Origin of the sequence: Shinella sp. CPCC 101442, assembly GCF_024704725.1 — a bacterium.
Classification (GTDB): Bacteria; Pseudomonadota; Alphaproteobacteria; order Rhizobiales; family Rhizobiaceae; genus Shinella.
In genome coordinates, this window is the sequence record NZ_JALIQS010000002.1 from 865,422 (window position 1) to 890,221 (window position 24,800).

Sequence of the window (24,800 nt, forward strand, 5' to 3'; positions counted from 1 at the left end):
GGCTAGCGCCGCAGCACCGGCTTCACCTCTTCGTGGAAGAAGCGGAAATAGGAATTGATCTGCGCCAGCGCATTGCTCGACAGCTTGTACTGGATGCCCAGGCGGCCGTTCGAATACCAGCGCACCGTTCCGCTCAGGCGGCCAAGCTCCTCGCTCTCGATTGTCACCATCTGGCCGGGCATGGCCTGGAGCGGCTTTTCCAGGTCGAGGGCCATGCCGGTCGATGAGAGATCGACGACGCGCGCCCGCGACGTCTGGTGCATGACGCGGACCTCGGCAAAAATGCGAACCCTGGAACGATCGTTGCCCCTGACGGGCATGTCCTTGATGGTCGCCATCCCTGTTAACCCCCAATTGTTCTTTCTGCTGGGAGCATAGTCAGGAGTATTTGCCGCCCCGCTAAACCGGACGGTACAATTTTAAGGAAGTGACATATTTGGGGACGCCGGACGCTTCAGGCGGAGGCGGCGCGGCCCTCGACCGTCACGTAGCGGTCGGCAAGGTAGCGCATGGTGGCGACGGCGTCGGCCGGCTTTCCGTAGAAATAGCCCTGCCCCATGCCGCAGCCGAGCGCCTTGAGCTTCAGCGCCTCGGAGAAATCCTCGATACCTTCGGCGACGACGGCGAGATTCAGGCCTTCGCACATGGCGACAATCGCCTTGATGATATGCTCCGACGCCTTGTCGTTGGAGATGCGCGAGACGAAGGCGCGGTCGATCTTGACCTTGTCGAAGGTGAAATCGCGCAGCCGCCCGAGGCTCGATTGGCCAGTGCCGAAATCGTCGAGCGAGATGCGCACGCCCGCAGCGCGCAGTTCGCCAACGATCTTCTGGGCGGTGTCGGCATCCGTCATGACGGCGGTTTCGGTGATCTCCAGTTCCAGCCGGCGCGGATCGAGCCCGACGCGGTTGAGAATCGCCAGCGTGTTGAACGCCGTCTTCGGATCCATCAGCTGAGCGGAGGAAAGATTGAAGGAGAGAAAGAGTTCCTTCGGCCAGGAGAGTGCTGCCTCTGCCGCCTTGCGCAGCAGCGTATCCGACAGCGCATCGATGAAGCCGCGCTCTTCGGCGAGCGGCACGAAGGCGGCAGGCGAGACATAGCCGAGATCGGCATCGCACCAGCGGGCGAGCGCCTCAAAGCCGACGACCGTGTCGTCGCGCAGGCTGACGATCGGCTGGAAATGCACGTCCACCTCATTGGCGATGATGGCATTGCGCAGCGCCTGTTCGAGCTGCGTCGCCCGTTTCATCTCCTGGGCGATTTCCTGCGAATAGACGGTAATCTGGCCGCGGCCGCGACGCTTGGAACGGTAGAGCGCGGTATCGGCGCTCTTCAAGAGTTCCGTGAAATCCTCGCCGGCGAAGGGATAGATGGCAAAGCCGAAGGAGGCCGAGAGGCGCACGTTGCGATCGCCGAGATCGAAGGGGGCGGACAGCACCTCGCGCAGCATCTGGCCGATCTTCTCCGCGCCCTTGCGCTCGAAGACGAGCGGCAGCACGAAGGCGAATTCGTCGCCGCCATGGCGGGTGACGGTGGCGCCATCGGGAATGCAGGCCTTCAGTCGGTGCGCCACCTGGCAGAGGATTTCATCCCCGGCACGCGGCCCGAAAAGGTCGTTGATCGGCTTGAAGCCGTCGAGATTGGCGATGCCGATGGCGAAGGGAGCCGGGTCCTCCTCACGCTCCTTGGCGATCTGGCGAACCTTGTCTCGCAGGCGGTAGAGATTGCCGAGCCCGGTCAACGGGTCGGTGTAGGCCATGGCATGGAGGTCATTCTGGGAAACATCCAGCGCCGCATGATCAGCAGACTTCATCAATGATTTCCCGTACTTGCACCTTACCTCCGAAGACCGATCCACGATGCGCCACGACCGTTAACAAAAGCATAGCAAGCGATCGTCAGTCCTGCCCACCGCCCTCCCCAAATCTGGGGAGTTGACCTGCACGCCTCAACCTAAGGCTTCTCCCTTTTGCGGAACTTGCCTACGCGACGGATCTCTCCAGCTTCCCGGCGGCATAGCGCCGATAAATGGCTTCAATCATGTCAGGGCTGACCGGCTTGGTGATGTAGTCGTCCATGCCGGCATCCATGCAGTTCTGCATGTCGACATTGAGCGCCTGGGCCGTGACGGCGACGATGGGCGTATGAGTTCCGGTCAGCTCCTCCGCCCGCCGGATTTCCTTCGCCGCATCGATGCCGTTCATCACGGGCATGGAGATGTCCATCAGCACGAGACGCGGCTGATGTTTGCGCCAGAGCATGACCGCTTCCTCGCCGTTTTCGGCGATGCGGTGCGAGATGCCGAGACCTTCGAGGATCTGCGAGAAGACGAACTGGTTGATCTGGTTGTCCTCCGCCACCAGCACCTCCACGTCCCCGACGGCGGCGGGCAGCATGGCGGTGATGTCGGTCGCGATGTACCAGTCGTCGGAGAAGGAGACGGGCGTGAGGATATCGCCGAGCGGTGAATCGTTTTCCGAGAGCAGCTCGTGTTCCTCGACGAGCACGCGCATGAAATCCGGGCCGATGCCATCGGGCGTGATCCGCCGCGTGGCGATGCCATGGCCACGGCCGAGCATCGCCTCGTGATCGGGCATGTTGTCATCCAGGATGATGAGATCGATCGTAAGCCCCTGGCGTTCGGCGAGCGTCAGGAAGCCGTCGAACTCGTTGCGGCTGCGCACCGCGCAGCAGTCGCCGCCGCGCGCCTTGAACTCGCCGACGAGGATCTCCTCGATGCGCGTGTTGGGGGTGGCGACCAGCACGCGCTTGCCGGGAACGGCGCGCAGGTCTTCCGCGCCGAGCTGTTCCAGGAGAAGCCGGCGTTCGGCGTCACGCACCGGATCGAAGCAGTTCTGCCCCTCGACGAAGCCGCCCGGCACGCGCAGCAACGTGTCGCCCTCGTCCGACACCGGTGTCGTGCGCGCAACAAGCGCCGTCACGTCGTCCATGACCGTGACGACGACATGATGGCCCGGCGCGCCGATTCGGTGTTTGCGGGTGATGACATAGAGGTCCGAGCCGTCGGCGCGTATGACATGCTCGGGCAGCACGAACGGCTCGCCGGTTTCCAGAACCATGCGGTCGCTACGCTCGATGCGCTCGGCATTTTCCGCGTCTGCAAGGTCCCAGACCGTGCGGCCGAGAATGCCGTCGGGCGTCGCGTTATAGATGGCGCAGAAGGCCTTGTTGGCGGCGATATAGGCGAGGTTGCGGTCCTTGACGATCACCGGCGAGGGCACCGTCTGAAGGATTTCCTCGGTCAGCGCGATGCGATCGAGGTCTGAGCGCCATTGCTCTTCCTGCTTCTTCTGCTCGGAAATATCGACCAGCGTGGTGACGTTGTAGCCGTTCGGCAGGCGGCGCTTGCGGAAATGCAGCCAGCGGTCGCGGCTCAGGCGTTCGACGGCATCGTATTGTTCGCGCCAGTGCACGGAAATCTGCGCGGAGACCCATTCCTCGCGGTTGACGACCTTGTGGCGCTGTTCGGGCAGAATGCCGTAGCGCACGCCGGTGTCGAAGATCGCGCCGAGCACGTCGCGCAGGCGTGTGCCGGGTTTGAGCGTATCGGCGGGAATGGGAAAATAGCGCAGGACTTGGCGACTGGCGAAGACGAGGCAATCGTTCTTGTCGTAGACGATCACGGCGGCGGCGAGGATATCGCACGCAGCCTCGAACATTCCCAACCGGATGCTCGCGTCAAGCGACGCTACATCATTCATTGTGGCAGTCCTCGCCTGTCTGGCATTCCGATGAACATGCTGAACGGCGCGCAAACGCCTTGGGACATCGGGAATGACAGCGGCCAGCGACGCTGCAATCGTCCACCGGAAAACCCGGCTGGCTTGCGGTCATACAAGCGCAGGAGCACGTTCGCAGCATTTTATTAAAGCCTGATTAAACGATTTCATGCCGCCGTCATGAAGGAACCGGGATAAGCGGCGGAAGCCACTGGCGGGACGGCGGCGAATCCGCGAAAATGGCGGCATGAGCATCAGGCAGCTTTCCGAGACCCTCATCAACCAGATCGCCGCAGGCGAAGTGATCGAACGGCCGGCAAGTGCCGCCAAGGAGCTGATCGAGAACGCACTCGACGCGGGCGCGACGCGCATCGAGATCGCGACGGCGGGTGGCGGAAAGACGCTTTTGCGCGTCACCGACAATGGCGGCGGCATGGCCCCTGCCGATCTCGAGCTGGCGATCCGCCGCCACTGCACCTCCAAGCTGGACAAGGACCTTCTCGATATCCGAACGCTGGGCTTCCGCGGCGAGGCGCTGCCGTCGATCGGTTCCGTGGCGAAACTCTCGCTGCTCAGCCGCACGGCGGAAGCCGGCGAAGGCGCGGAGATCAGCGTGACGGGCGGCAAGGTGGAGCCGGTGCGCCCGGCCGCCGCCAACCGCGGCACAGTGGTGGAAGTGCGCGACCTGTTTTTCGCCACACCCGCGCGTCTCAAATTCCTGAAGAGCGAGAGGGCCGAGGCCTCGGCGATCTCGGACGTGGTGCGGCGCATGGCGATCGCCTTCCCGCACGTGCGCTTCGTTCTCTCCGGCTCCGACCGCACGACGCTGGAGTTCCCGGCGACCGGAACGGACCGGCTCGCCCGCATCGCCCAGGTGCTCGGCCGCGATTTCCGCGACAATGCCATCGAGATCGAGGCAGAAAGAGAAGGCGTGCGGCTGACCGGCTTTGCCGGCGTGCCGACCTTCAATCGCGGCAACAGCCTCAACCAGTTCGCCTTCGTCAACGGACGGCCGGTGCAGGACAAGCTGATCTGGTCGGCATTGCGCGCCGCCTATGCCGAGACGATCCCGCACGGGCGCTACCCGGTCGCGGTGCTTGCCATCGACATCGATCCGGCGCTGGTCGACGTCAACGTGCATCCGGCGAAGTCTGACGTGCGCTTCCGCGATCCCGGCCTGGTGCGCGGTCTCATCATCGGTGCGATCCGCGAGGCGCTGGCCCGCGAAGGCGACCGAGCCTCCACCACGGGGGCGAGCGGCCTGATGCGCGCCTTCCGCCCGGAAGTGCCCCGGCCGGCCGCGCCCTGGACGCCCGCAGCCTCGCCCTATCGGCCTTTCGACACCGCCGCGGCTCCGGCGACCTCCTTCCGCGAAAAGCAGACGGGCTTTGCCGAGTTCGCCAGCCCCTCGGCACGCAGCGAGCCGGCGTTCACGCCCTCCATCGCCACCCGCGAGGAAGAGCCGCCGCAGAGCCATCCGCTTGGCGCGGCGCGTGCGCAACTGCACGAGAACTACATCATTGCGCAAACCGAGAACGGACTGGTCATCGTCGATCAGCATGCCGCCCATGAACGCCTCGTCTTCGAAGCGATGCGCAATGCGCTGCATTCCCGCGCGGTGCCGGCGCAGGCCCTGCTGATCCCGGAGATCGTTGATCTGCCCGAGGACGATTGCGACCGGCTCGTCGCCCATGCCGAGGAATTCGCCAAGCTCGGCCTCGGCATCGAACGTTTCGGCCCGGGCGCCATCGCCGTGCGCGAAACCCCGGCCATGCTCGGTGAGATGGACGCCGCCGGCCTCATCCGCCAGCTGGCCGACGAGCTTGCGGAATGGGACACGGCAAGCGGACTGAAAGCCAAGCTGGACTATCTCGCCGCCACCATGGCCTGCCACGGTTCGGTGCGGTCCGGCCGTCGCATGCGGCCGGAGGAAATGAATGCGCTCTTGCGCCAGATGGAGGCGACGCCGGGTTCCGGCCAGTGCAACCATGGCCGGCCGACCTATATCGAGCTCAAGCTTTCCGACATCGAACGGCTGTTCGGCCGGAGCTGACGGCCAAAACCGCTGGAATTTTGGCTTCCGCCGCGATATGGCAGAATGACAGTTTTTTGACGCAATTTCGGACGCAAACCGCTGTGCGCTTTCGCTGGAGTTGCTCCATATGAGATGGATGCTGAAATCGATGATGAACCGTTTTGAAGGCCGCGCCGGCAGCCGGGAAGCGAAGATCCGCTATCTCGACGGCGATTTCCAGATCCTGATGCCGGGCACGCATGTCACCTGCGCCATGACCGGCGAGACCATTCCGGTCGATGAACTGCGCTACTGGAGCGTGGCCCGGCAGGAGGCCTATGCCAGCTGCGCCGCCTCGCTGGATGCGGAAAAGCGCGCCGGCGCCCTGCCGAACCAGAAGCGCTAAGCCTTATTTCTCCGCCAGCCGGTGCAGCTTGCGCCGCCTCGCGCCGGCAATCGCCGCGTCGATGATCGCGTCCGGCCCTTTCGGATCGTCGAAGCGGATTTCCACCTCGATCACCCGGCTCTTCTCCTTCAGCTCTTCCGAGCGGCCATGACCGCCGGCAAGACGCACGCTGTCCTTGGACGTGGTGACGAGCTGATAGTCATGCGCGACCGCATGGTCGAGGATTTCCTCGACTTCGTCGTCGCTGAGATGGTGGTGATCCGGGAAGCTGCGCGAGACATAGAGATGCGCGCCCGTCTCGTTGACCGTGCGGAAGAATTTTTCATTGTCGGCGATGCCCGACCAGGCCATGACGACCTTTTCGTTCAGGTCTTCCGCGCCGACGGTGACGAGGCTCGCCGAATGGATCGCCTTGCCGGCGCGTGCGGCCTGGCGGATCAGCCGGTCGGCGGCATCGCCATTGCCGATGGCCAGCAGGGCGTTCGCCTGGCGCATCTGCTCCGATAGCGGCGCGCGCACCGGCCCGCTCGGCACGAGATAGCCGTTGCCGATGCCGCGGCGCGTGTCGATGACGACCAGCGCATAGTCGAAGGTCAGCTGCGCGCTCTGGAAGCCGTCGTCCATGATGATGAGGTCGGCGCCCTCCTCCACCAGCTTCATGGCACCCTTGATGCGCTTGCGGGAAATGACGGTCAGCGCCTCGCGGGCGAGCAGCAGAGGTTCGTCGCCGACAGCGCGGGCGCGGTGGTGATGCGGATCGACCACGGTCGTCACATCGAGCGAGCCGCCATAGCCGCGCGACAGGAAACCGGGTTTCAGGCCGCGCGCCTTGGCGGCGCGGGCGAGCGCGATGGCCGTCGGCGTCTTGCCAGCCCCGCCGACGGTGAAGTTGCCGACGCAGATGACGGGCACCGGCACGTCGGCACGGCGGCCCTTGCGCATGCGCCGCCCGGCGATCAGCCCATAAAGGCACGAGACGGGCCACAGCGCATAGGCGCGCCAGTCCGGCTTCGTCCACCAGAACGGCGGCGCTTCACTTACCATTGCAGTTCCCCGCGGGCATCCCGACCCGGTCGTCGCGCCAGAAAACGCGAGACGACGGCGAAAATCAACTGCCGGAGAGCGTATGAAGGTATCAAGCTGGCAGAAAGACCATTCACGCCGCCGGGCGCGCGACGGCGGCTTCCGGGAAGAGTGGCACGAGTTCGGTGATGTCGTTGAGGCAGTAGTCCGACGCGGCCGACAGCGTTTCGCGAGACCCCGTGCCGGTCAGCACCGCAATGGTGAGGCCGGTGCCGGCGCTACGACCCATGTGAAGGTCGTGGTTGTTGTCGCCGACCATGGCGATCTGGTGCGGTTCGAGACCGGTCGCCGCGCAGAAGCCAAGCACCATGCCCGGTTCCGGTTTGACGCCGTAGCCGCTGTCATAGCCGGCGACATAGTGCAGGTAGCCATCGAAACCGAAACGTTTTGCCGTCGCGCGGATCGACGCTTCGTTGTCGCTGGAGGCGACGCCCAACCAGTAGCCGCGGGCATGCAGGGTGGCGAAGAAATCGGCGAGGTCCGTGACGGCGACCGCAAGCTGGGCGGAATTGGCGAAGAGACCATCGAAAAGCTCGGTGAGCGCTTCGATGGTGAACGGGGCGCCCGCGGCGACGAAGCCTTCGGCGATCTCCACCGTATTGCCGGCGGCAAGCAGGCTGTCGGGCGTGACGTAGCCGGTATCCGGATCCATGCCGCCCGCCATCAAGAGCCTGCGAGCCAGAGCCTCGTCACCGGCGGCGGCGATGCGGGCGAGTTCGTAGTTCACCGGTATCCAGCTCTTGGCATAGTCCAGCAGCGTGCCGTCCTTGTCGAAGAGAATGCCTGAGATCGTCGCCGCCTTGGTCATGCTGCCCTAGTCCTTTCAGGACGTCTGGCGCGGATGCAGCCGCGCCTTCACGGTGAGGGGATTGATGTAGGGTTCGAGGCCCTTGATCGTGGCCTTCAGCGCGCCGCGCATTTCCTGCACGGTCTCCTGTCCCGCCTCGATCATCTGCTTGCGCATCGCCTCGTTCGTCAGCAGATAATGCACGCCCTTGGCCAGCATTTCCACGTCGCGCACCATCTTGGCGCTGCCGTTGCGGGCGAGCTGCTGATAGGCCTCGCGAAAATTCTGCACATTGCCGCCCGAAAGGACCGCGCAGCCGAGCATGGCCGGCTCCAGCGGGTTCTGCCCGCCCTCGGCAAACAGCGAGCGTCCGACGAAGGCGATCTCGGTCAGACGCAGATAAAGCCCCATCTCGCCGATCGTATCGCCGAGGAAGACATCCGTTTCCGGGGTCAGCGCGTCGCCGCGGGTGCGGCGGGCGACCTTGATGCCGCGGGCAGTCAGCATGTCGTCGATGGCGTCGCAGCGCTCGGGATGGCGCGGCACGATGATGGTGAGAAGGCCGGGCGTGCGCTCCTTGAGGACGCGATGCACATTGCCGGCCGCCGCCTCTTCCCCCTCGAAGGTGGAGATCGCCGCCCAGGTGGGCCTGCCCCTGATCTGGTCGAGATAGGATTTCAGCACGGCGCGGTCGACCGGCGGCGCATCCGTATCCACCTTGAGATTGCCGGACACCATGACCGGCAGCGCGCCGAGCGTGCGAAACCTGTCCGCATCGGTTTCCGACTGGGCGATGACGAGCGCGAAATTCTCGAAGATCGCATCGGCGATCGCCATGCGCCGCTTCCAACGCGGGAAAGAGCGGTCCGAAATACGGCCGTTGACCAGCACCTGCGGGATATGACGCTTGCCGAGTTCCAGAATGGTCATCGGCCAGATCTCGGACTCCGCCATGATCGCGAGGTCCGGGTGCCAATATTCGAGGAAACGGCTGATCGCCGGCTTCATGTCGAGCGGCACATACTGGTGGATGACATCGGCGCCCAGCCGTTCCTTGACGACCTTCGCCGAGGTGATCGTGCCCGTGGTCAAAAGCACGGCGATGCCGCGGCGGCGCACTTCCTTGACGAGCGGCACGATGGCGAGCGTTTCACCCACACTTGCCGCATGGAACCAGACGAGGGGACCCGCCGGGCGCGGAACACCGCCGAAGCCATAGCGTTCACGGCGGCGCGACCGCTCTTCCTTGCCCTTGGCAATGCGGTAGGCAAGGTAGGGGCCGACGATCGGATAGAGCGCGACACCGCCCCAGCGATACAGCGAAAGTGCTAAACGGGCGAGCCGTCTGCTCATGGGCAGGGCACCTTCGTTGCGGCTTTGGGGGTGTTCGGCATCATGGGAGGTCTGCTCCTGGGTTCGGCGCGACCTTCACATCGCGCGGAACGGTGGCGAAAACGCGTCTCAGCCCTGCTGCGGGTCCAGCAGGCGGTGCATATGCACGATGAAATAACGCATATGCGCATTGTCGACGGTCTGCTGCGCCTTGGACTTCCAGGCGGCCAGCGCGCTGGCATAATCCGGATAGATGCCGACGATGTCGAGCTTGTCGAGATCGCGGAACTGCATGTCGGTGAGGGTCGTCAGCTCGCCGCCAAACACGAGATGAAGAAGCTGTTTGGGTTCATTCGACTCGGTCATGTTTCTCTCTTTTTTTGATCCGATTTCGGCAGACGGTTTGCGGTATTCCAAGCCAAAGGTCAATGGCCGGCAAGGTGCCGGGAGGCCTCGACAAGCCCGGAAAGCCGGGACAAACCGGCCGCAGCCAGCGTCTCGTGGCTGACACTCGGGCGGTTGTAGGACAACAGCCGCCCATCGAGCGTGACGAGCGAGCCGCCGGCGCGCGACAGGATGAGATCGGCGGCCGCCAGATCCCAGTCGTGCGCGTTGCGCTTGACCAGCGTCGCATCGATCCGCCCGTCCGCCACCATGGCGAGGCGATAGGCAAGCGACGGCACATGCGAGATGCGGTGTACGCCGCCTTCCAGCCGGCGCTGGATATCGTTTGCCATGTCCTCCGGCGCGGCGACGCGCATCGGGCGCCCGGTATCGGGCTGCGTCGCGGCAATCGGCTGGCCGTTCTTCAGCGCCGGACCGCCCTCGGCCGCCGTGAAGACCTCATCGAGCGAGGGCGCGAAGAGCACGCCCGCGACGGGCCGGCCGTTGTGCACCACTGCGGCGCTGACGCACCAGATGTCCTTGCCCGCGATGAAAGCGCGCGTACCGTCGATCGGGTCGATGACGAAGACGGTCTCGCAATCGAGCCGGCCGGCATCGTCGTCGGTTTCCTCCGAGAGCCAACCATAGTTCGGCCGGGCCGACAGCAGTTCCGTCTTGAGGATGTCATTGGCCGCGAAATCGGCCGCACTCACCGGCGAGTGGCCGCCGTTCTTCCACCAGACATCCGGCCCCTTGCGGAAGAAATCGAGGGCGCGCGCACCGGCAAGACGCGCGGCACCGACGAGAAGGTCGAGATCGGCAGTCCATGGGGAGGGTTCGGCCATGGTCTCACGTCCCGGCCAGCGTCATGCCTTCGATGGCGAGCGTGGGCGCCGCGACACCGAACGAACGGTCGATGTCGTTGGCCGGCGTGATGCGCAGGAACATGTCGGTGAGGTTCGAGGCGATGGTGACCTCGGAAACGGCGAAGGTCAGTTCGCCATTCTCGATCCAGTAGCCGGACGCGCCACGGCTGTATTCGCCCGTCACCATGTTGACGCCCTGGCCGATCAGCTCGGTGATGTAGAAACCATTGCCGATGGAGCGAATGAGATCTTCAGGAGAAATGTCGCCCGGCTCCAGCGCGAGGTTGGTCGATGCGGGATTGACCGAGGTGCCGCCGCGCACGCCACGGCCATTCGTCCTGAGGCCGAGCTCGTTGGCGGTGGAGGTGGAGAGGAACCAGTGCTGCAGCACGCCGTCCTCGATCATGGCGAGGCGTTGTCCCGTGATGCCCTCGCCGTCGAAGGGACGCGAGGAGGAGCCGCGCACGATCAGCGGATCGTCGGTGACGGAAAGGCCCGCCTTCAGGACCTGCTGGCCCATGCGGTCGCGCAGGAAGCTGGTCTTGCGGGCAACGGAGGCGCCGTTGATCGCACCGGCGATATGGCCGGCAATACCGCGCGACACGCGCGGATCGTAGACGACGGTGACGTTCCTGGCCGTCGGGACCTGACGTGGATTGACGCGGCGCACGGCGCGGGCGGCGGCTTCGCGGCCGATCTCTTCCGCATCGCGCAGGTCGGCGAAGTAGAGGCTCGAATCGAAGTCGTAGTCGCGCTCCATCTTCGTGCCTTCGCCAGCGATGACACTGACGGAGCGGCCGAAGCGGCTGGCGCTGTAGGCACCGGAGAAACCATGCGACGTGGCGAGCACCAGGCCGCCCATGCCTGCCGAGGCCCCGGCCCCACCGGAATTGGTGATGCCGGAGACGGCGAGCGCTGCGGCTTCCGCGGCAAGGGCCGCTTCGCTCAGCTGTTCGGCGGAGACTTCGGTCGGGTCGTAAAGCTCAAGGTCCGGCCAGTCCCTTGCGAGGTCCGCCTCGGCGGCAAGCGTCGCATAGGGGTCTTCCGGCGATGCCTTGGCCATGGCGACGGCGCGTTCGGCGAGCACCTTCAGGTCGAAGCCCGGATTGGCCGAGACGCTGGCCACGCGCTTGCCGACGAAGACGCGCAGCGAGAAGTCGTCGCTCTCGGAGGCCTCGGTGCCCTCGACCTTGCCGAGCCGGACGCTGACTGACGAGGACCGTCCCCGGACGACCACGGCATCGGCCGCGTCGGCTCCCGCCTGAATGGCGCGGTCGATAAGTTCGCCGGCGCGTGCGAGAAGGCTTGCGGAATCGATCGTCTCTGACATGACTTGGCCTTTCTTTGATGCCCCATTTATTGTGCGCCGGCACAGGCATCAAGGGCGAGCGTTCTTTTTTGCCTGAAGAGCCGGTCCCGTCCTGAGAAAGCCCTGCCGCATGGCCTATACCCACAGCCCCTACAACGAGGTCCTCCTGATGCTCGGGGGCGCGCTGCTGGCAGCACCGATCTTCAAGCGACTGGGACTCGGCACGATCCTCGGTTATCTCGCCGCCGGGGTGGTCATCGGCCCGATCCTGCATCAGATCCGAGACGGCGAGGAATTGCTCGGTGTCGCCGAGCTCGGTGTCGTCTTCCTGCTCTTCCTCATCGGGCTTGAACTGAAGCCCTCGCGCCTCTGGGCGATGCGGCACGATATTTTCGGGCTCGGCACCGCGCAGGTCATCGTCACCGGCCTTGTTCTGGCGGGGTTGACGCTGATGGCTGGCCTCGAACGGTGGGACGGGGCGCTGATCATCGGTTTCGGCCTCGCGCTTTCCTCCACCGCCTTCACCATGCAGATCCTCGACGAGCGCGGCGACACCAACACGCGCTATGGCCAGCGGGCCTTTTCCATGCTGCTCTTGCAGGATCTGGCCATCGTGCCGCTGCTGGCGCTGATCCCGCTCTTGGCCGAACAGGCGCCGGAGGACACGACGAGCGCCTTCGAGGACTTCCTCGTCGCGCTCTCGGCGATCGCCGCCCTGCTCGTCGCCGGCCGCTATCTCCTGAACCCGCTCTTCCAGGTGATTTCGCGCACCGGCGCGCGCGAGGCGATGATCGCAGCCGCCCTCTTCGTCGTACTCGCCGCCGCCATGCTCTTGCAAATGGCCGGGCTCTCCATGGCCATGGGCGCCTTCCTTGCCGGCGTGCTGCTGGCCGATTCGTCCTACCGCCATGAGCTGCAGGCGGATGTCGAACCCTTCCGCGGTATCCTGCTCGGCTTGTTTTTCATGGCGGTCGGCCTGTCGCTGCATCTCGACGTCATCTTCGACCGCTGGCTGCTCGTCGTCGTCGCGACGCCGGCGCTGATGCTGGTGAAAAGCCTCGTCATCTACGGCCTGTGCCGCTTCACCGGATCCCCGCACAACGATGCGGTGCGCATCGCACTCGTGCTGCCCCAGGGCGGCGAATTCGGCTTCGTGCTGTTCACCGCCGCCTCCGCCGCCGGCATTTTCTCCGGCGACCTCGCCTCGCTGCTGATCGCCGTCGTCACGATCTCCATGGCACTGACCCCGATCGCCGCCGCTCTGTCGCGCTTCCTGCTCGTCGAGGATATCGAGGAGGAGATGGAGGAGGATTTCGAGGGGGCCGGCGCGGACGTGCTGATGATCGGCTTTTCGCGCTTCGGCCAGATCGCCGCGCAGATTCTTCTGGCCGGCGGACGCGACGTGACGGTCATCGATCATTCGACGGACCGTGTGCGCCAGGCCGCGAATTTCGGTTTCCGCATCTATTTTGGCGACGGCACGCGCAAGGACGTGCTGCGCGCCGCCGGCATCGAGCGCGCCAAGATCGTCGCCATCTGCACGCAGGGCAAGGCGACGACGGATCGCATCGTCGATCTCGTGCAATCGGAATATCCCAACGCGACGATCTTCACCCGCTCCTACGACCGCGTCCATACACTCTCGCTGCGCGCCCGCGGGGTACAGCACGACGTGCGCGAAACCTTCGAATCCGCCCTCGTCTTCGGCCGGGAAACGCTGGAGGAACTGGGCGTGGAACCGGACGACGCGCTCGCCATCAGCGACGACATCCGCCGCCGCGACGTGGCGCGGCTGGAATTGCAGGCCGCCGAGGGCATTTCGGCGGGGCGGCACATGCTGCACTCCAAGCCGGTGAAGCCGGAGCCGCTGGTCAAGCCGAAGAAGAAAACGCAGGCCGAGGCCGACGAAGAGGAGAGCGCTTAGCGAAGGGCAGCAAACCTCTCGTCCAGCGCCCGTTTCAGCTCGTCACGGATGCCGGCCGACGCCGCCAGCACTTCCTCCGCCTTGACGAAATCCATCACGCGGAACCGGCCGACATCGGGGCGCAGGAAGATGTCGGGAGCGCCCTTTTCCAGCTTCAGCGTGACGATGGAGCGCATGGTGAGCTGGGTAGCGCCGTACAGGCTGTCGATGCTGTTGGGCACCTCCGCCGTGCCGGCCGGCGGCTGGCCGACGACGTCGACGCCAATAGTGATATCCGCCTTGCCGGCGAGATGATCGAAGGGCACGGGGTTCCATAGCCCACCGTCGATCATGACGCGCCCACCAAGCACGACGGGGCGGAAGATGGCCGGCAACGCGGCGGAGGCGGCCACCGCCGGCAACAGTGGGCCGCTGTCCAGGACGCATTCGCATTGGGCGTAGTAGTCCGCCGCGACGACTTTCAGAGGAATATCAAGTTCTTCGAACGTTTCAGGCAGGCGATCCGGCAGGAAGGCCTTCAGCACGCGCTCCAGATTGAACTGCCCGACACGGAAGCCGCCGGCCACCATTTCGGACAGGCCGGTGGGACGCAGGCTCCACAGCCGGTTCATGATCTGGCTCGGCCGGCCAATGGCGGTCAGCGTATGCTCGCGGATTTCCCGGCCCGTCATGCCCGCCGCCATCGCCGCGCCCATGATAGCGCCGATGGAGGCGCCCGATATAAGCACCGGCCGAATGCCGAGTTCGTCGAGGACTTCGATCACATGGATATGGGCAAGGCCACGCGCGCCGCCGCCGCCAAGCGCCAGGGCGACGGTTGGACCGGTTTTGCGGGGAGCAGGGACGGAAACGAGCGCATCGGTCATCGTTCAAGTCTCCCCAAAAGATAAGATCAGCCGGATCGGTAGCGGTAGAAATGTATGCGCGTATCGCCGAAGGTGCGGGTTTCCAGGTGATCGAAACCATCGATAGCGGCAGGCTGAATATCGGCGCGCTCTTCCAGCAGCGCAAGGGCGCCATCGACGAGCCAGCCGCCGCGGGCCGCCGCATCCAGCGCCTTTTCACCCAGCCCCTTGGCATAGGGCGGATCGGCGAAGAGGAAATCGAACGGTTCCACCGTGCCGACGCCGCCGAGTGCCGTGGCGTCGCGCCGGAAAATCTTGGCGCGGCCGATCACGCCCAGCGCCTCGATGTTGGAATGCAGCAGTCCCCTGCCCTCGACGCTCTGTTCGACGAAGAGCACGGCGCGTGCGCCGCGCGACAGCGCCTCGAGGCCGACGGCCCCGGTGCCCGCGAAAAGATCGAGCACGCGCGTACCGTCGAGCGCCTCGGGATGGGCGTGGGAGAGGATGTTGAACAGGCTCTCGCGCGTGCGGTCCGTCGTCGGACGAATGTCATCCGATTTCGGCGTCGCGAGCGAACGACCGCGAAACTCTCCGCCGACGATCCGCACCGCTGCTTACTTCCCCTTGCCGCGCGGACGGCCGCCAGCGGGCTTGCCGCCGGAGGGGCGTCCACCCGGCTTGCCGCCAAAGGACTTTCCGCCGCCGGGTTTGCCACCGCCCGGTTTTGCACCAAACGGCTTGCCGCCATCGCGACGCGGCGGGCGATCCGAGAAGGAGCGTTCACCCTCTGCACGAGGCTTGCGATCCCCGAAAGAACGTTCGCCTTCCGCACGCGGCTTGCGGTCCCCAAAGGAGCGTTCGCCCTCGGCACGGGGCTTGCGATCGCCAAACGACCGGTCGCCCTCAGAGCGAGGCTTGCGGTCGCCGAAGGAGCGCTCACCGTCACCACGCGGTTTGCGGTCGCCGAAAGGACGGTCGCCACGCGGCGGGCGGTCGCCGAAACCACGGGGGGCGCGGTCGTCGCCCGCACCGGAGCGCTGGCGACCGAAGCCGCCGCGACCTTCGTCACGGCCTTCCGTTTCGCTGGCGCGGATCCACTCGCCGTCCTCGTCGCGTGTCTTCAGGATACGCGGCTTCTCGACCTTGTCACCACCGGGGCGGCCGCGGGCCGGACCCTTGCGGTCGGGGTCGAACTTCTTGGACGAGCGGGTCGGCGCGCCCTCGGCCGTGCGGCCGTAGCGCTTGGTCTTCGGCGCGCCTTCGGGACGTTCGCGCGTCTCGCGCTTCACACCCTCGGCGGTTTCCGCCTTCTTTTCAGAGACAGGACGGGCGCCGGGCGCCATCCAGACATTGGACTTGCGGGCACGGGCCGCCGGCTCATGCTTCGGCTTGGCGTCGAAACGCGCGTTGTCGTCGCGATCGCGAGGGGCACGATCCCGGTCCCCGCGCGGCTTGTCGCCGTGATCCCGGTCGCGGCCGCCGCGCGGCTTGTCGCCGAAACGGTCGTCCCGCTTGGTGTCGAGACGCGCGCGGGCCTGCTCGCGGCGGTCTGCCGGCTTTTCGTCGCGGGCCGGGCGTGCAGCCGTCTCACGGGTCTTCCTGGCCGGCGCTTCTTCCTCTTCACCACCCTTGTGGTCGAAGAGCGGGGCGTCGAAATTCGCCTTGGCTTCCTCGATGAGGCGGGGGCCGAGCTGGTCGCGCAGCGTGCGGCCGCGCACTTCCTGCGCATGTCCCTCGGGCAGTTCGCCGAGCTGGAACGGACCGTAGGAAATGCGGATCAGGCGGTTCACGTCGAGGCCGAGCGCGCCGAGCACGTTCTTGATCTCGCGGTTCTTGCCTTCGCGCAGGCCCATGGTGATCCAGACGTTGGAGCCCTGCGCCTTGTCGAGCGTCGCCTCGATCGCACCGTAGAGCACGCCGTCGACGGCGATGCCTTCCTTCAGCTTGTCGAGATCGGCCTGCTCGATCTTGCCATGGGCGCGCACGCGGTAGCGGCGCAGCCAGCCGGTCGTCGGCAGTTCCAGCATGCGGGCAAGGCCGCCGTCATTGGTGAGCAGCAGCAGGCCTTCGGTGTTGATGTCGAGGCGGCCGATCGACATGACGCGCGGCAGGTCTTCAGGCAGGTTGTCGAAGACGGTCGGACGGCCCTCCGGGTCGGCATTGGTCGTCACCAGGCCGGCCGGCTTGTGATAGAGCCAGAGGCGCGTGCGCTCGATGCCGCGGATCGGCATGCCGTCCACTTCGATGCGGTCGGCGAAGGTCACGTTGACGACGGGCGTATCCAGCACCGTGCCGTTCACGCTGACGCGGCCTTCCATGATCATGCGCTCGATATCGCGGCGCGAGGCGACGCCTGCGCGCGCCAGCAGCTTGGAAATGCGCTCGGGCGCAAGCTCGGCGCTCGCCGAAACCTGCGGCGCGGGCTTGGCGGCGCGGGCCGGTTTGGCGTCGCGCGGAGCGGATTTCTCGGCATAGGGCTTCGCCCCCGGCTTCTTGCCGGCTGCAAAGGGTTTCTTGCCCGCGGCCGCCGATGCGGCGCCACGCGGCTTGGAATCACGGCCCGCGGGCTTGTCGCCCGGCCGTTTCGGCTTGTCTTTGAATGTCATTTGTGCTGCCTGCGTTTTGCCGTGTCCTATCAGGTCAGGCGTCCGGGGTTAAGAGGAATTCGTGCCGTTGATGACAAATCGCTTCATGGAGGCTGCTTTAGCCGAAGCGCGTGCCGCTGGCGAGCGCGGTGAGGTGCCCGTCGGCGCGGTGCTGGTGATGGGTGGCGAGATCGTCGCGCAGTCCGGAAACCGCACCCGCGCGGAGAACGACGTGACCGCCCATGCCGAGGTCGCCGTCATCCGCGAAGCCTCGAAAAAGCTCGGCCAGGAGCGGCTGACAGGCGCCGATCTCTACGTGACGCTGGAGCCCTGCACGCTCTGCGCCGCCGCCATTTCCTTCGCCCGCATCCGCCGGCTCTACTACGGCGCCAATGATCCGAAGGGCGGCGCGGTGGAAAGCGGCGTGCGCTTCTTCGCTCAACCGACCTGCCACCATGCGCCCGATGTCTATTCCGGCCTGAGCGGCCTCGAAGCGGCTGAGATTCTCAAGGATTTCTTCGCCGGGCGGCGCTAATAACGCCTGACGGCATTGATCAGCCTTCGGCAAAGGCTTTCAGCTTGTCGCCCCAAAGACGATAGCGCAGCCATTCCGGATGCGGTTCGGCGCCGATCGCGTCATAAACGCGGATCGCCGGCTCATTCCAGTCCAGCACGCTCCACTCGAAACGGCCGCACCCTTCCTCGAGCGCCGTGCGCGCGAGATGGCGCAGCAGCATTTTGCCGACACCGGCGCCGCGATGGGCCGGCGTGACATAGAGGTCTTCGAGATAGAGGCCGTTCTTCGACTGCCAGGTGGAATAGGTCTTGAACCAGATGGCGGACCCCGCCGGATCGCCATCGACGGTTTCGCAGATCGCGGCACGGCTGACCGAGCCTTCGCCGAAGAGCGAGGAAGCCACGCTCTCCTCCGTCGCGGCCACTTCGGCGAGCGCGTTTTCGTAATCGGCGAGTTCGCGGATGAAACGCAGGATGATCGCGGCGTCGGCCGCGACCGCAGGACGAATGCGGTAGGAGGTCATGGCCTTAGAAGGGCCACCACTTCGAACCCGTCTGCTTGGCGGCTTTCGCCTCCTTCTTGCGACGGCGTTCCTTCGTCGTTTCCGGTTCGCCGAGGTCGGCCTGCGCCTGCTCGGGCATACGGCGATAATCGAGTGGCGGGTCGCTCAGATAGCGGCGCTTGTCGGAATAGGCGCCCTGCTGGATGCGGCGGCCCTCACGATAGGCGGCGGCCTGCTGGGCGGTCGTCAGGTTGTGGTTGGTGGTCGACTGCGAGGCGAGCGGCGAACGATAGTGGCTGTTGTCCTTGTTCTCGTCCGCCTCGGTGCGGAGGCGATCGCGCATGTCCTCCGGGCTTTCGATCCACTCCGCATTGTCCTTGCTCGCAACGGACTGCTGCGGCGTGACGAGCGCTTCCTTGTTGCCGGGAACGACGAGGGCACCGCGCGGCTGGTAACGGATTTTCTTGGCCTGTTCGGCATCGGGCGTCTGGATCATCACGGCGTTGCCGATATCGTCCAGCAGCTGCTCGCCAGAGGACTTGCTCGTGCCGTAGGTCGGGCCCATGCAACCGGTGAGGAGAAGGCTTCCGCCAATGAGGCCGAGAAGTCCGGCATGCACCCGAATATGTCGCATCATTCCCATCAAACCCTTCCAGCAGAGCCGGTACGCCGAAACCCAAGCAAGGCAACAGATTTCCGTGCCATGGCGGAACAATCCGACCATTTTCAGGCAGCAATAGCGGATGACGTCCGCAAGCGCAATTCACACGCTGGTGTTGGCGGCCGGAATCACCGGCCGTCAACAGGGCGACAAGGTTTACGCCGCGCGGCGGAAACCGATTTCGCGCAGTGCCGCGGCATCGCGCGCCGAGACGTCGGGATAGTCCGCATCCGAGCCGACATCCGTCGTGATGCGCCAGGAGCGGGCACATTTGCGGCCTTCGGCAAGCTTCGGCTCGACGGAAACCTTGGCGACTTCGGCAAGCCGGAAGGCGTCGGCCGGGCCGTCGCCGGCAACCAGCGTGATGGCCGAGGTGATGCAGATTTCCGCAAAATCCTGACCCTCGAGCGCCTTCAGAAGGTCCGCGTCGGCGATGTGGACAACCGGAGCCGCTTCAAGAGACGCGCCGATGCGCTTCTCGCGGCGCTCGATCTCCAGCGCGCCGGTCACGACCGAACGCACGCTGCGGATCTTTTCCCACTTGGCTTCCAGCGCATCGTTGCGCCATTCGGCCGGCACGTCCGGGAACTGCTCGAGATGGACAGAGACGGCATCGGGCTTGCGCGACAGCCAGGCCTCTTCCATCGTGAAGGGCAGCATGGGTGCCAGCCAGGTGACGAGGCAGTCGAACAGCTTGCGAATGACCGAGAGCGAGGCGCGGCGCTTCAGCGAGGACGGGGCGTCGCAGTAGAGCGCATCCTTGCGGACGTCGAAGTAGAAGGCCGAGAGCTCGACGTTTGAAAAATCGATGAGCGCGCGGGTGATCTTCTTGAAGTCGAAGGCGTCGTAGCCTTCGCGCACGAGCGCATCGAGTTCCGACAGCCGGTGCAGCATCAGCTTTTCCAGCTCCGGCATGTCGGCATAGGCGATCTCCTCGCCCGTATCGTGCGCCAGCGTGCCCAGCATCCAGCGCACCGTGTTGCGCAGCTTGCGATAGGCGTCGATGTTGGTCTGGATGATCGTCTTGCCGAGGCGCTGGTCTTCCCAGTAGTCGGTGGTCATCACCCAGAGGCGCAGGATATCGGCGCCCGATTCCTTCATCACGTCCTGCGGTGAGACGACGTTGCCCTTGGACTTCGACTGCTTCTCGCCCTTCTCGTCCATGGTGAAGCCATGGGTGACGACAGCATTGTAGGGCGCGCGGCCACGCGTCGCGCAGCTTTCGAGCAGCGACGAGTGGAACCAGCCGCGGTGCTGGTCGGAGCCTTCCAGATAGACGTCAGCCGGCCATTTCAGGTCGGGGCGGTCTTCCAGCGTGAAGGTGTGCGTCGAGCCCGAGTCGAACCAGACGTCGAGGATGTCCATGACCTGCGTCCACTTGGACTGGTCGTGATCGGGGCCAAGGAAACGTACCTTGGCGCCCTCGGCGAACCAAGCGTCCGCACCTTCCTGCTCGAAGGCTTCGAGGATGCGGGCATTGACTGCCTCATCGACCAGCACGTTGCCATTCTCGTCGGCGAAGACGGCGATCGGGACGCCCCAGGCGCGCTGGCGCGACAGCACCCAGTCCGGACGGCCTTCGATCATGGCGCGCAGGCGGTTCTGGCCGGCAGCAGGCACGAAGCGCGTGTCGTCGATCGCCTTCAGCGAACGCGAGCGCAGCGTCGTGCCGTCGCCGAGTTCCTTGTCCATGTAGACGAACCACTGCGGCGTGTTGCGGAAGATGACCGGCTTCTTGGAGCGCCAGGAGTGCGGATACGAGTGCTTCAGGCGACCGCGGGCGAACAACGTGTTCGAGGCGATCAGCGCCTTGATGACGCGCTCGTTGGCGTCGCCCTTCTTGCCGTTGTCGTCCATGACGCGCGCGCCGTCGAAACCGGGGGCGTCGGCGGTGTAGAAGCCGGCGTCGTCGACCGGGAACGGGATCTTCGAGGAGATGCCGCGCGCTTCCAGTTCGCGAGCCTTCGACGTCCAGGCGTCAAAGTCTTCGCGGCCGTGGCTCGGCGCGGTGTGCACGAAGCCCGTGCCGGCGTCGTCGGTGACGTGATCACCGTCAAGAACCGGGACCTTGAAGTCGTAGCCGAGATCCTTCAACGGGTGGGCGCAGACGACCGCCGCCAGTTCTTCCGGCGCGATATCGCGGACGAACTTGAACGTGAGCTTCGCCTTGGCGGCTGCCTCATCGGCAAGGCGTGTCCCGAAGATCAGTTTTTCGCCGGGCTGCGGGCCGAAATCGTTCTGCGCACTTTCGACCTCGAACAGGCCGTAGGGATAACGCGACGAGAAGGCGATGGCGCGGTTGCCGGGGATCGTCCAGGGGGTCGTTGTCCAGATGACGACGAAATTGCCGAGAAGATCGGCCGGACCTTCGGTCACCGGGAACTTCACCCAGATCATGTCGCTCTCGACATCGGCATATTCGACTTCGGCTTCCGCCAGCGCCGTGCGCTCGACAACCGACCACATGACCGGCTTCGAGCCACGATAGAGCTGGCCGCTCTTGGCGATCTTCAAAAGTTCGCCGGCGATGCGCGATTCCGCGTGGAAGTTCATCGTCGTGTAGGGATTGTCGAAGTCGCCCTCGATGCCGAGGCGCTTGAACTCGTCGGACTGGATCTTGATCCAGCCAGCGGCGAAGTCGCGGCATTCCTGGCGGAACTCGTTGACCGGAACCTCGTCCTTGTTCTTGCCCTTCTCGCGGTACTTTTCCTCGATCTTCCATTCGATCGGAAGGCCGTGGCAGTCCCAGCCGGGCACGTAGTTGGAGTCATAGCCGCGCATCTGGAACGAGCGGGTGATGACGTCCTTCAAGATCTTGTTCAGCGCGTGGCCGATATGGATGTTGCCGTTGGCATAGGGCGGGCCGTCGTGCAGCACGAACTTTTCACGGCCGGCGGCGGAGGCGCGCAGCTTCTTGTAGAGACCCATCTGCTGCCAGCGGGCCACCGTTTCCGGCTCCTTCGTCGGCAGGCCGGCGCGCATCGGGAAATCCGTCTGCGGCAGGTAGAGAGTGGCGGAATAATCGACTTTTTCGGGCGTATCGGTCATGGATATGGCTATCGTCTTTTTCGCGCGCATTTTGCGCATGCGGGGATATTGTCATTTTACTTCGCATTTCCGGACGGAAAACCGCCTGGCACTTTTCCTGGAAATGCTTGTTCTGACGGCGGGGACGTTCTGGAAACGCCCAAAATCCCGGACCTTCCGGCTCTCGCTCAGAGCGCGCGGAAAGCCGGGCCACTAATTCGCAGATCGATGGTCAGCCGGTTGAGCATCATGCGCGCGGTATTACGGCCTTTTCGCAGCTTTGAAAAGACGGGGCACACCGGAAAGCCGTCGTTCCCTTCAGAAACAGAGGCGCTGGTCGATCGCCCCGAGCGGCTTGACGCCGGAAAGCAGCGCCCGCGCCTCCTCCTCGTCACGCTTCATCTGCACAACAAGGGCATCGAGGCCGTCGAATTTCAGCTCGTCGCGCAGGTGCCCGAAGAAGGAGACGGCGGAGACTTCGCCGTAGAGGTCGCCCGAGAAATCGAAGAGGAAGGTTTCGAGCAGCGGCGCGCCATTCGAGGTGACCGTCGGGCGGCGGCCATAGCTGGCGACGCCGTCGTGCAGGCTGCCACCCGGGCGACGGAACCGCACGGCATAGATGCCGTTGCGCAATTCCACTTCCGGCGGAAGCTGCATGTTGGCGGTCGGATAGCCCAATGTGCGGCCGAGCTGCTTGCCGCCGATCACCTCGGCCTCGACCGTGTAGTGGTAACCGAGCTGGCCGGATGCTTCGACGACGGCGCCCTCGCCGAGCAGCCTGCGGACGAAGCTGGAGGAGATGACCGAGGCGTTTTCGTCGCGGAAAGCATCCACGAGGGTGACGCCAAAACCGTTGTCCTGGCCGGCGGCCATCAGGAAGGCCGGGCCGCCTTCCCTGCCCTTGCCGAAATGGAAATCGAAACCCGTGACGACTTCGGACGCGTGCAGCCAGTCCATCAGGACGGTGCGGATGAAATCATGCGCGGAAATTTCGGAGAAGGAGCGATCGAAAGGATATTCGATGACGGCCGAAAAGCCCATGCCTTCGAGGATACGCGCCTTCAGCGGCGCGGGCGTCAACCGGAAGACGGGCGTATCCGGGCGGAAGACGGTGCGCGGATGCGGCTCGAAGGTCAGCACCAGCGCCGGAATGCCGCGCTCGGTCGCGATTTCCAGCGCCCGCTGCAACACGGCCTGGTGGCCGCGGTGCACGCCGTCGAAATTGCCGATGGCGATGACGCCGCCGCGCAGATGCTCGGGCAGCGGCTCTCTCGTCTCGTTCCTGTGAAATACCGTCATGACGACCGTCTCCGTCACTGAAGCCGGGGCATCCACCATTTCGGGTGGGTGTTTTCCTGGACGAGGAAGGCGGCGAGCTTGGCCTCGTCGGTGCGGCCGGCTTCCACATAATGCTGGGCGTGAATGCCGCCCGAAATATAGAGCACGTCGAGGCCATAGGCCTCCGCCCCGCGCACGTCGGTCGGCATGCCGTCGCCGACGGCGATGACCCGGCTGAGGTCGAAGGCGCCGCGCACGTCGCGCGCCTCGGAGAGCGATTTCTCATAGATCGGGCGATGCGGCTTGCCGGCGATCTGTGTCGTGCAGCCAAGGTCTTCGTAGAACTTCGCCAATGCGCCGGCGCAGGCAATGAGCTTGTGGCCCCGCTCGACGACAAGGTCAGGATTGGCGCAGATGAAGGGCAGTTTTCGCTCCGCAAGCGCGGTCAATTCCTCGCGGTAATCCTCAACCGTCTCCTTCTCGTCCTCGCGCAGGCCCGCACAGATGACGATACCGGCTTCATCGAGGCCGACAGGCTCGACGCCAAGGCCGTCGAGCAGCGGCAAATCCTTTTCCGCGCCGATGAAATAGACCTTCTTCGGTCCTTCGGCGATCAGCGCGCGTGTGACGTCGCCGGAAGTGACGATGCGGTCATAGGCGTCATCGGTGACGCCGAGGCCGCGGATCTGCACCTTCACGCCCGGATGCGGGCGCGGGGAATTGGTAATGAGCACGACCGTAAGCCCGGCCTTGCGCGCCTCGGCGAGCGCTTCGGTGGCGTAGGAGAAAGCCTCCACGCCATTGTGCAGGACGCCCCAGACGTCGCAGAGCACCACGTCGTAGTGCGAGGCGATGTCGCGGAAGGATTGGATGCGTTCAGCCATCAGGAATTCCCGTGTCGAAGTCGAAACCCGGCTGACATTGCAAAGCGAGACAAAGAAAACAAGCCTCTTCCCGCAAATTTGCCGCTTGCACAGGGAAAGAGCCGAAAATTCACGACGTTGACTTGATGGCATGCGACAGCGTCCCCATCTGGCGGCGGCGGTAACCATTCCGGCGGAAATAATTTGAGAACGCCGTTCTTGACTCGTAAGACGCCGACGCCTACTTCAAGGCCGCTAGCACTCCTAAGCAGAGAGTGCTAACACCAATCCATCGGATCCATTTCGGGATCCGCAATGTCATTCGATCGAGGGATTAGACAATGGCAAGCACCACCTTCCGCCCGCTTCACGACCGCGTCGTCGTTCGTCGCGTTGAGTCCGAAGCCAAGACCAAGGGCGGCATCATCATTCCCGATACCGCCAAGGAAAAGCCGCAGGAAGGCGAAATCGTCGCCGTCGGCACCGGCACCCGTGACGACAAGGGCGCAATCGTCGCTCTCGACGTCAAGGTCGGCGACCGCGTTCTGTTCGGCAAGTGGTCGGGCACCGAAGTCAAGCTCGACGGCGAAGACCTTCTGATCATGAAGGAAGCCGACATCATGGGCGTCATCGGCTGATTTAGCCGGTCATCCCTTCCCAAAATTCGCTGATACCTC

General features: G+C 64.9%; 22 protein-coding genes. 5 read left to right on the plus strand and 17 right to left on the minus strand.

What is annotated here, in order from left to right; all coding sequences use genetic code 11:
* Positions 1 to 2: 2 nt before the first annotated feature.
* The 3 genes from MUO32_RS09455 to MUO32_RS09465 all read right to left on the minus strand — a co-directional run bounded on the left by MUO32_RS09455 (position 3) and on the right by MUO32_RS09465 (position 3,722).
* Positions 3 to 338, minus strand: a complete 336-nt coding sequence (locus MUO32_RS09455) for a PilZ domain-containing protein (protein ID WP_257947958.1) — start codon at positions 336 to 338, stop codon at positions 3 to 5.
* 116 nt (positions 339 to 454) lie between these two features.
* Positions 455 to 1,813, minus strand: coding sequence for a bifunctional diguanylate cyclase/phosphodiesterase (locus MUO32_RS09460; protein ID WP_257947959.1), 1,359 nt, complete (start codon positions 1,811 to 1,813; stop codon positions 455 to 457).
* Positions 1,814 to 1,982: 169 nt separating this feature from the next.
* A complete protein-coding gene (locus MUO32_RS09465) occupies positions 1,983 to 3,722 on the minus strand; it encodes a response regulator (protein WP_257947960.1) in 1,740 nt (579 codons plus the stop codon).
* Between the two features lie 265 nt (positions 3,723 to 3,987).
* Between MUO32_RS09465 and mutL the strand changes: the two genes are divergently transcribed.
* On the plus strand, positions 3,988 to 5,793 hold the full coding sequence (gene mutL / locus MUO32_RS09470; protein ID WP_257947961.1) for a DNA mismatch repair endonuclease MutL: 1,806 nt from the start codon (positions 3,988 to 3,990) through the stop codon (positions 5,791 to 5,793).
* 133 nt (positions 5,794 to 5,926) lie between these two features.
* Complete coding sequence (locus MUO32_RS09475) at positions 5,927 to 6,160, plus strand: DUF2093 domain-containing protein (RefSeq protein ID WP_257948245.1); 234 nt, start codon at positions 5,927 to 5,929, stop codon at positions 6,158 to 6,160.
* A gap of 3 nt (positions 6,161 to 6,163) precedes the next feature.
* Here the strand turns inward: MUO32_RS09475 and lpxK are convergent, their stop codons facing one another.
* From lpxK to MUO32_RS09505, 6 genes are all read right to left on the minus strand, one after another.
* A complete protein-coding gene (lpxK, locus tag MUO32_RS09480; RefSeq protein WP_257947962.1) occupies positions 6,164 to 7,204 on the minus strand; it encodes a tetraacyldisaccharide 4'-kinase in 1,041 nt (346 codons plus the stop codon).
* A 112-nt stretch (positions 7,205 to 7,316) separates the two neighbouring features.
* A complete protein-coding gene (locus tag MUO32_RS09485; protein ID WP_257947963.1) occupies positions 7,317 to 8,051 on the minus strand; it encodes an HAD family hydrolase in 735 nt (244 codons plus the stop codon).
* A gap of 15 nt (positions 8,052 to 8,066) precedes the next feature.
* On the minus strand, positions 8,067 to 9,383 hold the full coding sequence (gene waaA / locus MUO32_RS09490; protein WP_257947964.1) for a lipid IV(A) 3-deoxy-D-manno-octulosonic acid transferase: 1,317 nt from the start codon (positions 9,381 to 9,383) through the stop codon (positions 8,067 to 8,069).
* Between the two features lie 108 nt (positions 9,384 to 9,491).
* Positions 9,492 to 9,728 carry a DUF4170 domain-containing protein gene (locus MUO32_RS09495; RefSeq protein ID WP_257947965.1) on the minus strand — a complete coding sequence of 79 codons (237 nt, stop codon included), beginning with the start codon at positions 9,726 to 9,728 and terminating at the stop codon, positions 9,492 to 9,494.
* A 59-nt stretch (positions 9,729 to 9,787) separates the two neighbouring features.
* Positions 9,788 to 10,591, minus strand: coding sequence for a 3'(2'),5'-bisphosphate nucleotidase CysQ (locus MUO32_RS09500; protein WP_257947966.1), 804 nt, complete (start codon positions 10,589 to 10,591; stop codon positions 9,788 to 9,790).
* A 4-nt stretch (positions 10,592 to 10,595) separates the two neighbouring features.
* Entirely contained in the window at positions 10,596 to 11,942 is a 1,347-nt protein-coding gene (locus tag MUO32_RS09505; protein ID WP_257947967.1) for a TldD/PmbA family protein, read from the minus strand.
* A gap of 109 nt (positions 11,943 to 12,051) precedes the next feature.
* On the opposite strand from MUO32_RS09505, the gene MUO32_RS09510 reads away from it, so the two are divergent.
* Positions 12,052 to 13,845 carry a monovalent cation:proton antiporter-2 (CPA2) family protein gene (locus tag MUO32_RS09510; protein ID WP_257947968.1) on the plus strand — a complete coding sequence of 598 codons (1,794 nt, stop codon included), beginning with the start codon at positions 12,052 to 12,054 and terminating at the stop codon, positions 13,843 to 13,845.
* On the opposite strand, the gene MUO32_RS09515 is transcribed toward MUO32_RS09510, so the two are convergent.
* Genes MUO32_RS09515 through MUO32_RS09525 form a run of 3 tightly spaced genes read right to left on the minus strand, consistent with a single transcriptional unit; the run spans position 13,842 to position 17,296 of the window.
* Entirely contained in the window at positions 13,842 to 14,711 is an 870-nt protein-coding gene (locus MUO32_RS09515) for a patatin-like phospholipase family protein (RefSeq protein ID WP_257947969.1), read from the minus strand. The genes MUO32_RS09510 and MUO32_RS09515 overlap by 4 nt on opposite strands.
* 26 nt (positions 14,712 to 14,737) lie before the next feature.
* Positions 14,738 to 15,298, minus strand: coding sequence for a 16S rRNA (guanine(966)-N(2))-methyltransferase RsmD (gene rsmD / locus MUO32_RS09520; RefSeq protein WP_257947970.1), 561 nt, complete (start codon positions 15,296 to 15,298; stop codon positions 14,738 to 14,740).
* 6 nt (positions 15,299 to 15,304) lie between these two features.
* Positions 15,305 to 17,296, minus strand: coding sequence for a pseudouridine synthase (locus MUO32_RS09525; RefSeq protein WP_257947971.1), 1,992 nt, complete (start codon positions 17,294 to 17,296; stop codon positions 15,305 to 15,307).
* A 70-nt stretch (positions 17,297 to 17,366) separates the two neighbouring features.
* Between MUO32_RS09525 and MUO32_RS09530 the strand changes: the two genes are divergently transcribed.
* Positions 17,367 to 17,810: a nucleoside deaminase gene (locus MUO32_RS09530; protein WP_257948246.1), complete on the plus strand. Its 444-nt coding sequence runs from the start codon at positions 17,367 to 17,369 to the stop codon at positions 17,808 to 17,810.
* A 19-nt stretch (positions 17,811 to 17,829) separates the two neighbouring features.
* Here MUO32_RS09530 and MUO32_RS09535 read toward each other — a convergent pair whose 3' ends face one another.
* The 5 genes from MUO32_RS09535 to MUO32_RS09555 all read right to left on the minus strand — a co-directional run bounded on the left by MUO32_RS09535 (position 17,830) and on the right by MUO32_RS09555 (position 24,144).
* Positions 17,830 to 18,315: a GNAT family N-acetyltransferase gene (locus tag MUO32_RS09535; protein WP_257947972.1), complete on the minus strand. Its 486-nt coding sequence runs from the start codon at positions 18,313 to 18,315 to the stop codon at positions 17,830 to 17,832.
* A gap of 4 nt (positions 18,316 to 18,319) precedes the next feature.
* On the minus strand, positions 18,320 to 18,937 hold the full coding sequence (locus MUO32_RS09540) for a hypothetical protein (RefSeq protein WP_257947973.1): 618 nt from the start codon (positions 18,935 to 18,937) through the stop codon (positions 18,320 to 18,322).
* A gap of 174 nt (positions 18,938 to 19,111) precedes the next feature.
* Complete coding sequence (gene ileS / locus MUO32_RS09545; RefSeq protein WP_257947974.1) at positions 19,112 to 22,003, minus strand: isoleucine--tRNA ligase; 2,892 nt, start codon at positions 22,001 to 22,003, stop codon at positions 19,112 to 19,114.
* A 297-nt stretch (positions 22,004 to 22,300) separates the two neighbouring features.
* Positions 22,301 to 23,281 (minus strand): bifunctional riboflavin kinase/FAD synthetase, encoded by a 981-nt coding sequence (locus tag MUO32_RS09550; RefSeq protein ID WP_257947975.1) that lies wholly within the window; start codon positions 23,279 to 23,281, stop codon positions 22,301 to 22,303.
* 14 nt (positions 23,282 to 23,295) lie between these two features.
* Entirely contained in the window at positions 23,296 to 24,144 is an 849-nt protein-coding gene (locus MUO32_RS09555) for a TIGR01459 family HAD-type hydrolase (protein ID WP_257947976.1), read from the minus strand.
* A gap of 320 nt (positions 24,145 to 24,464) precedes the next feature.
* On the opposite strand from MUO32_RS09555, the gene groES reads away from it, so the two are divergent.
* A complete protein-coding gene (groES, locus tag MUO32_RS09560; RefSeq protein ID WP_117368581.1) occupies positions 24,465 to 24,761 on the plus strand; it encodes a co-chaperone GroES in 297 nt (98 codons plus the stop codon).
* Positions 24,762 to 24,800: the final 39 nt, after the last annotated feature.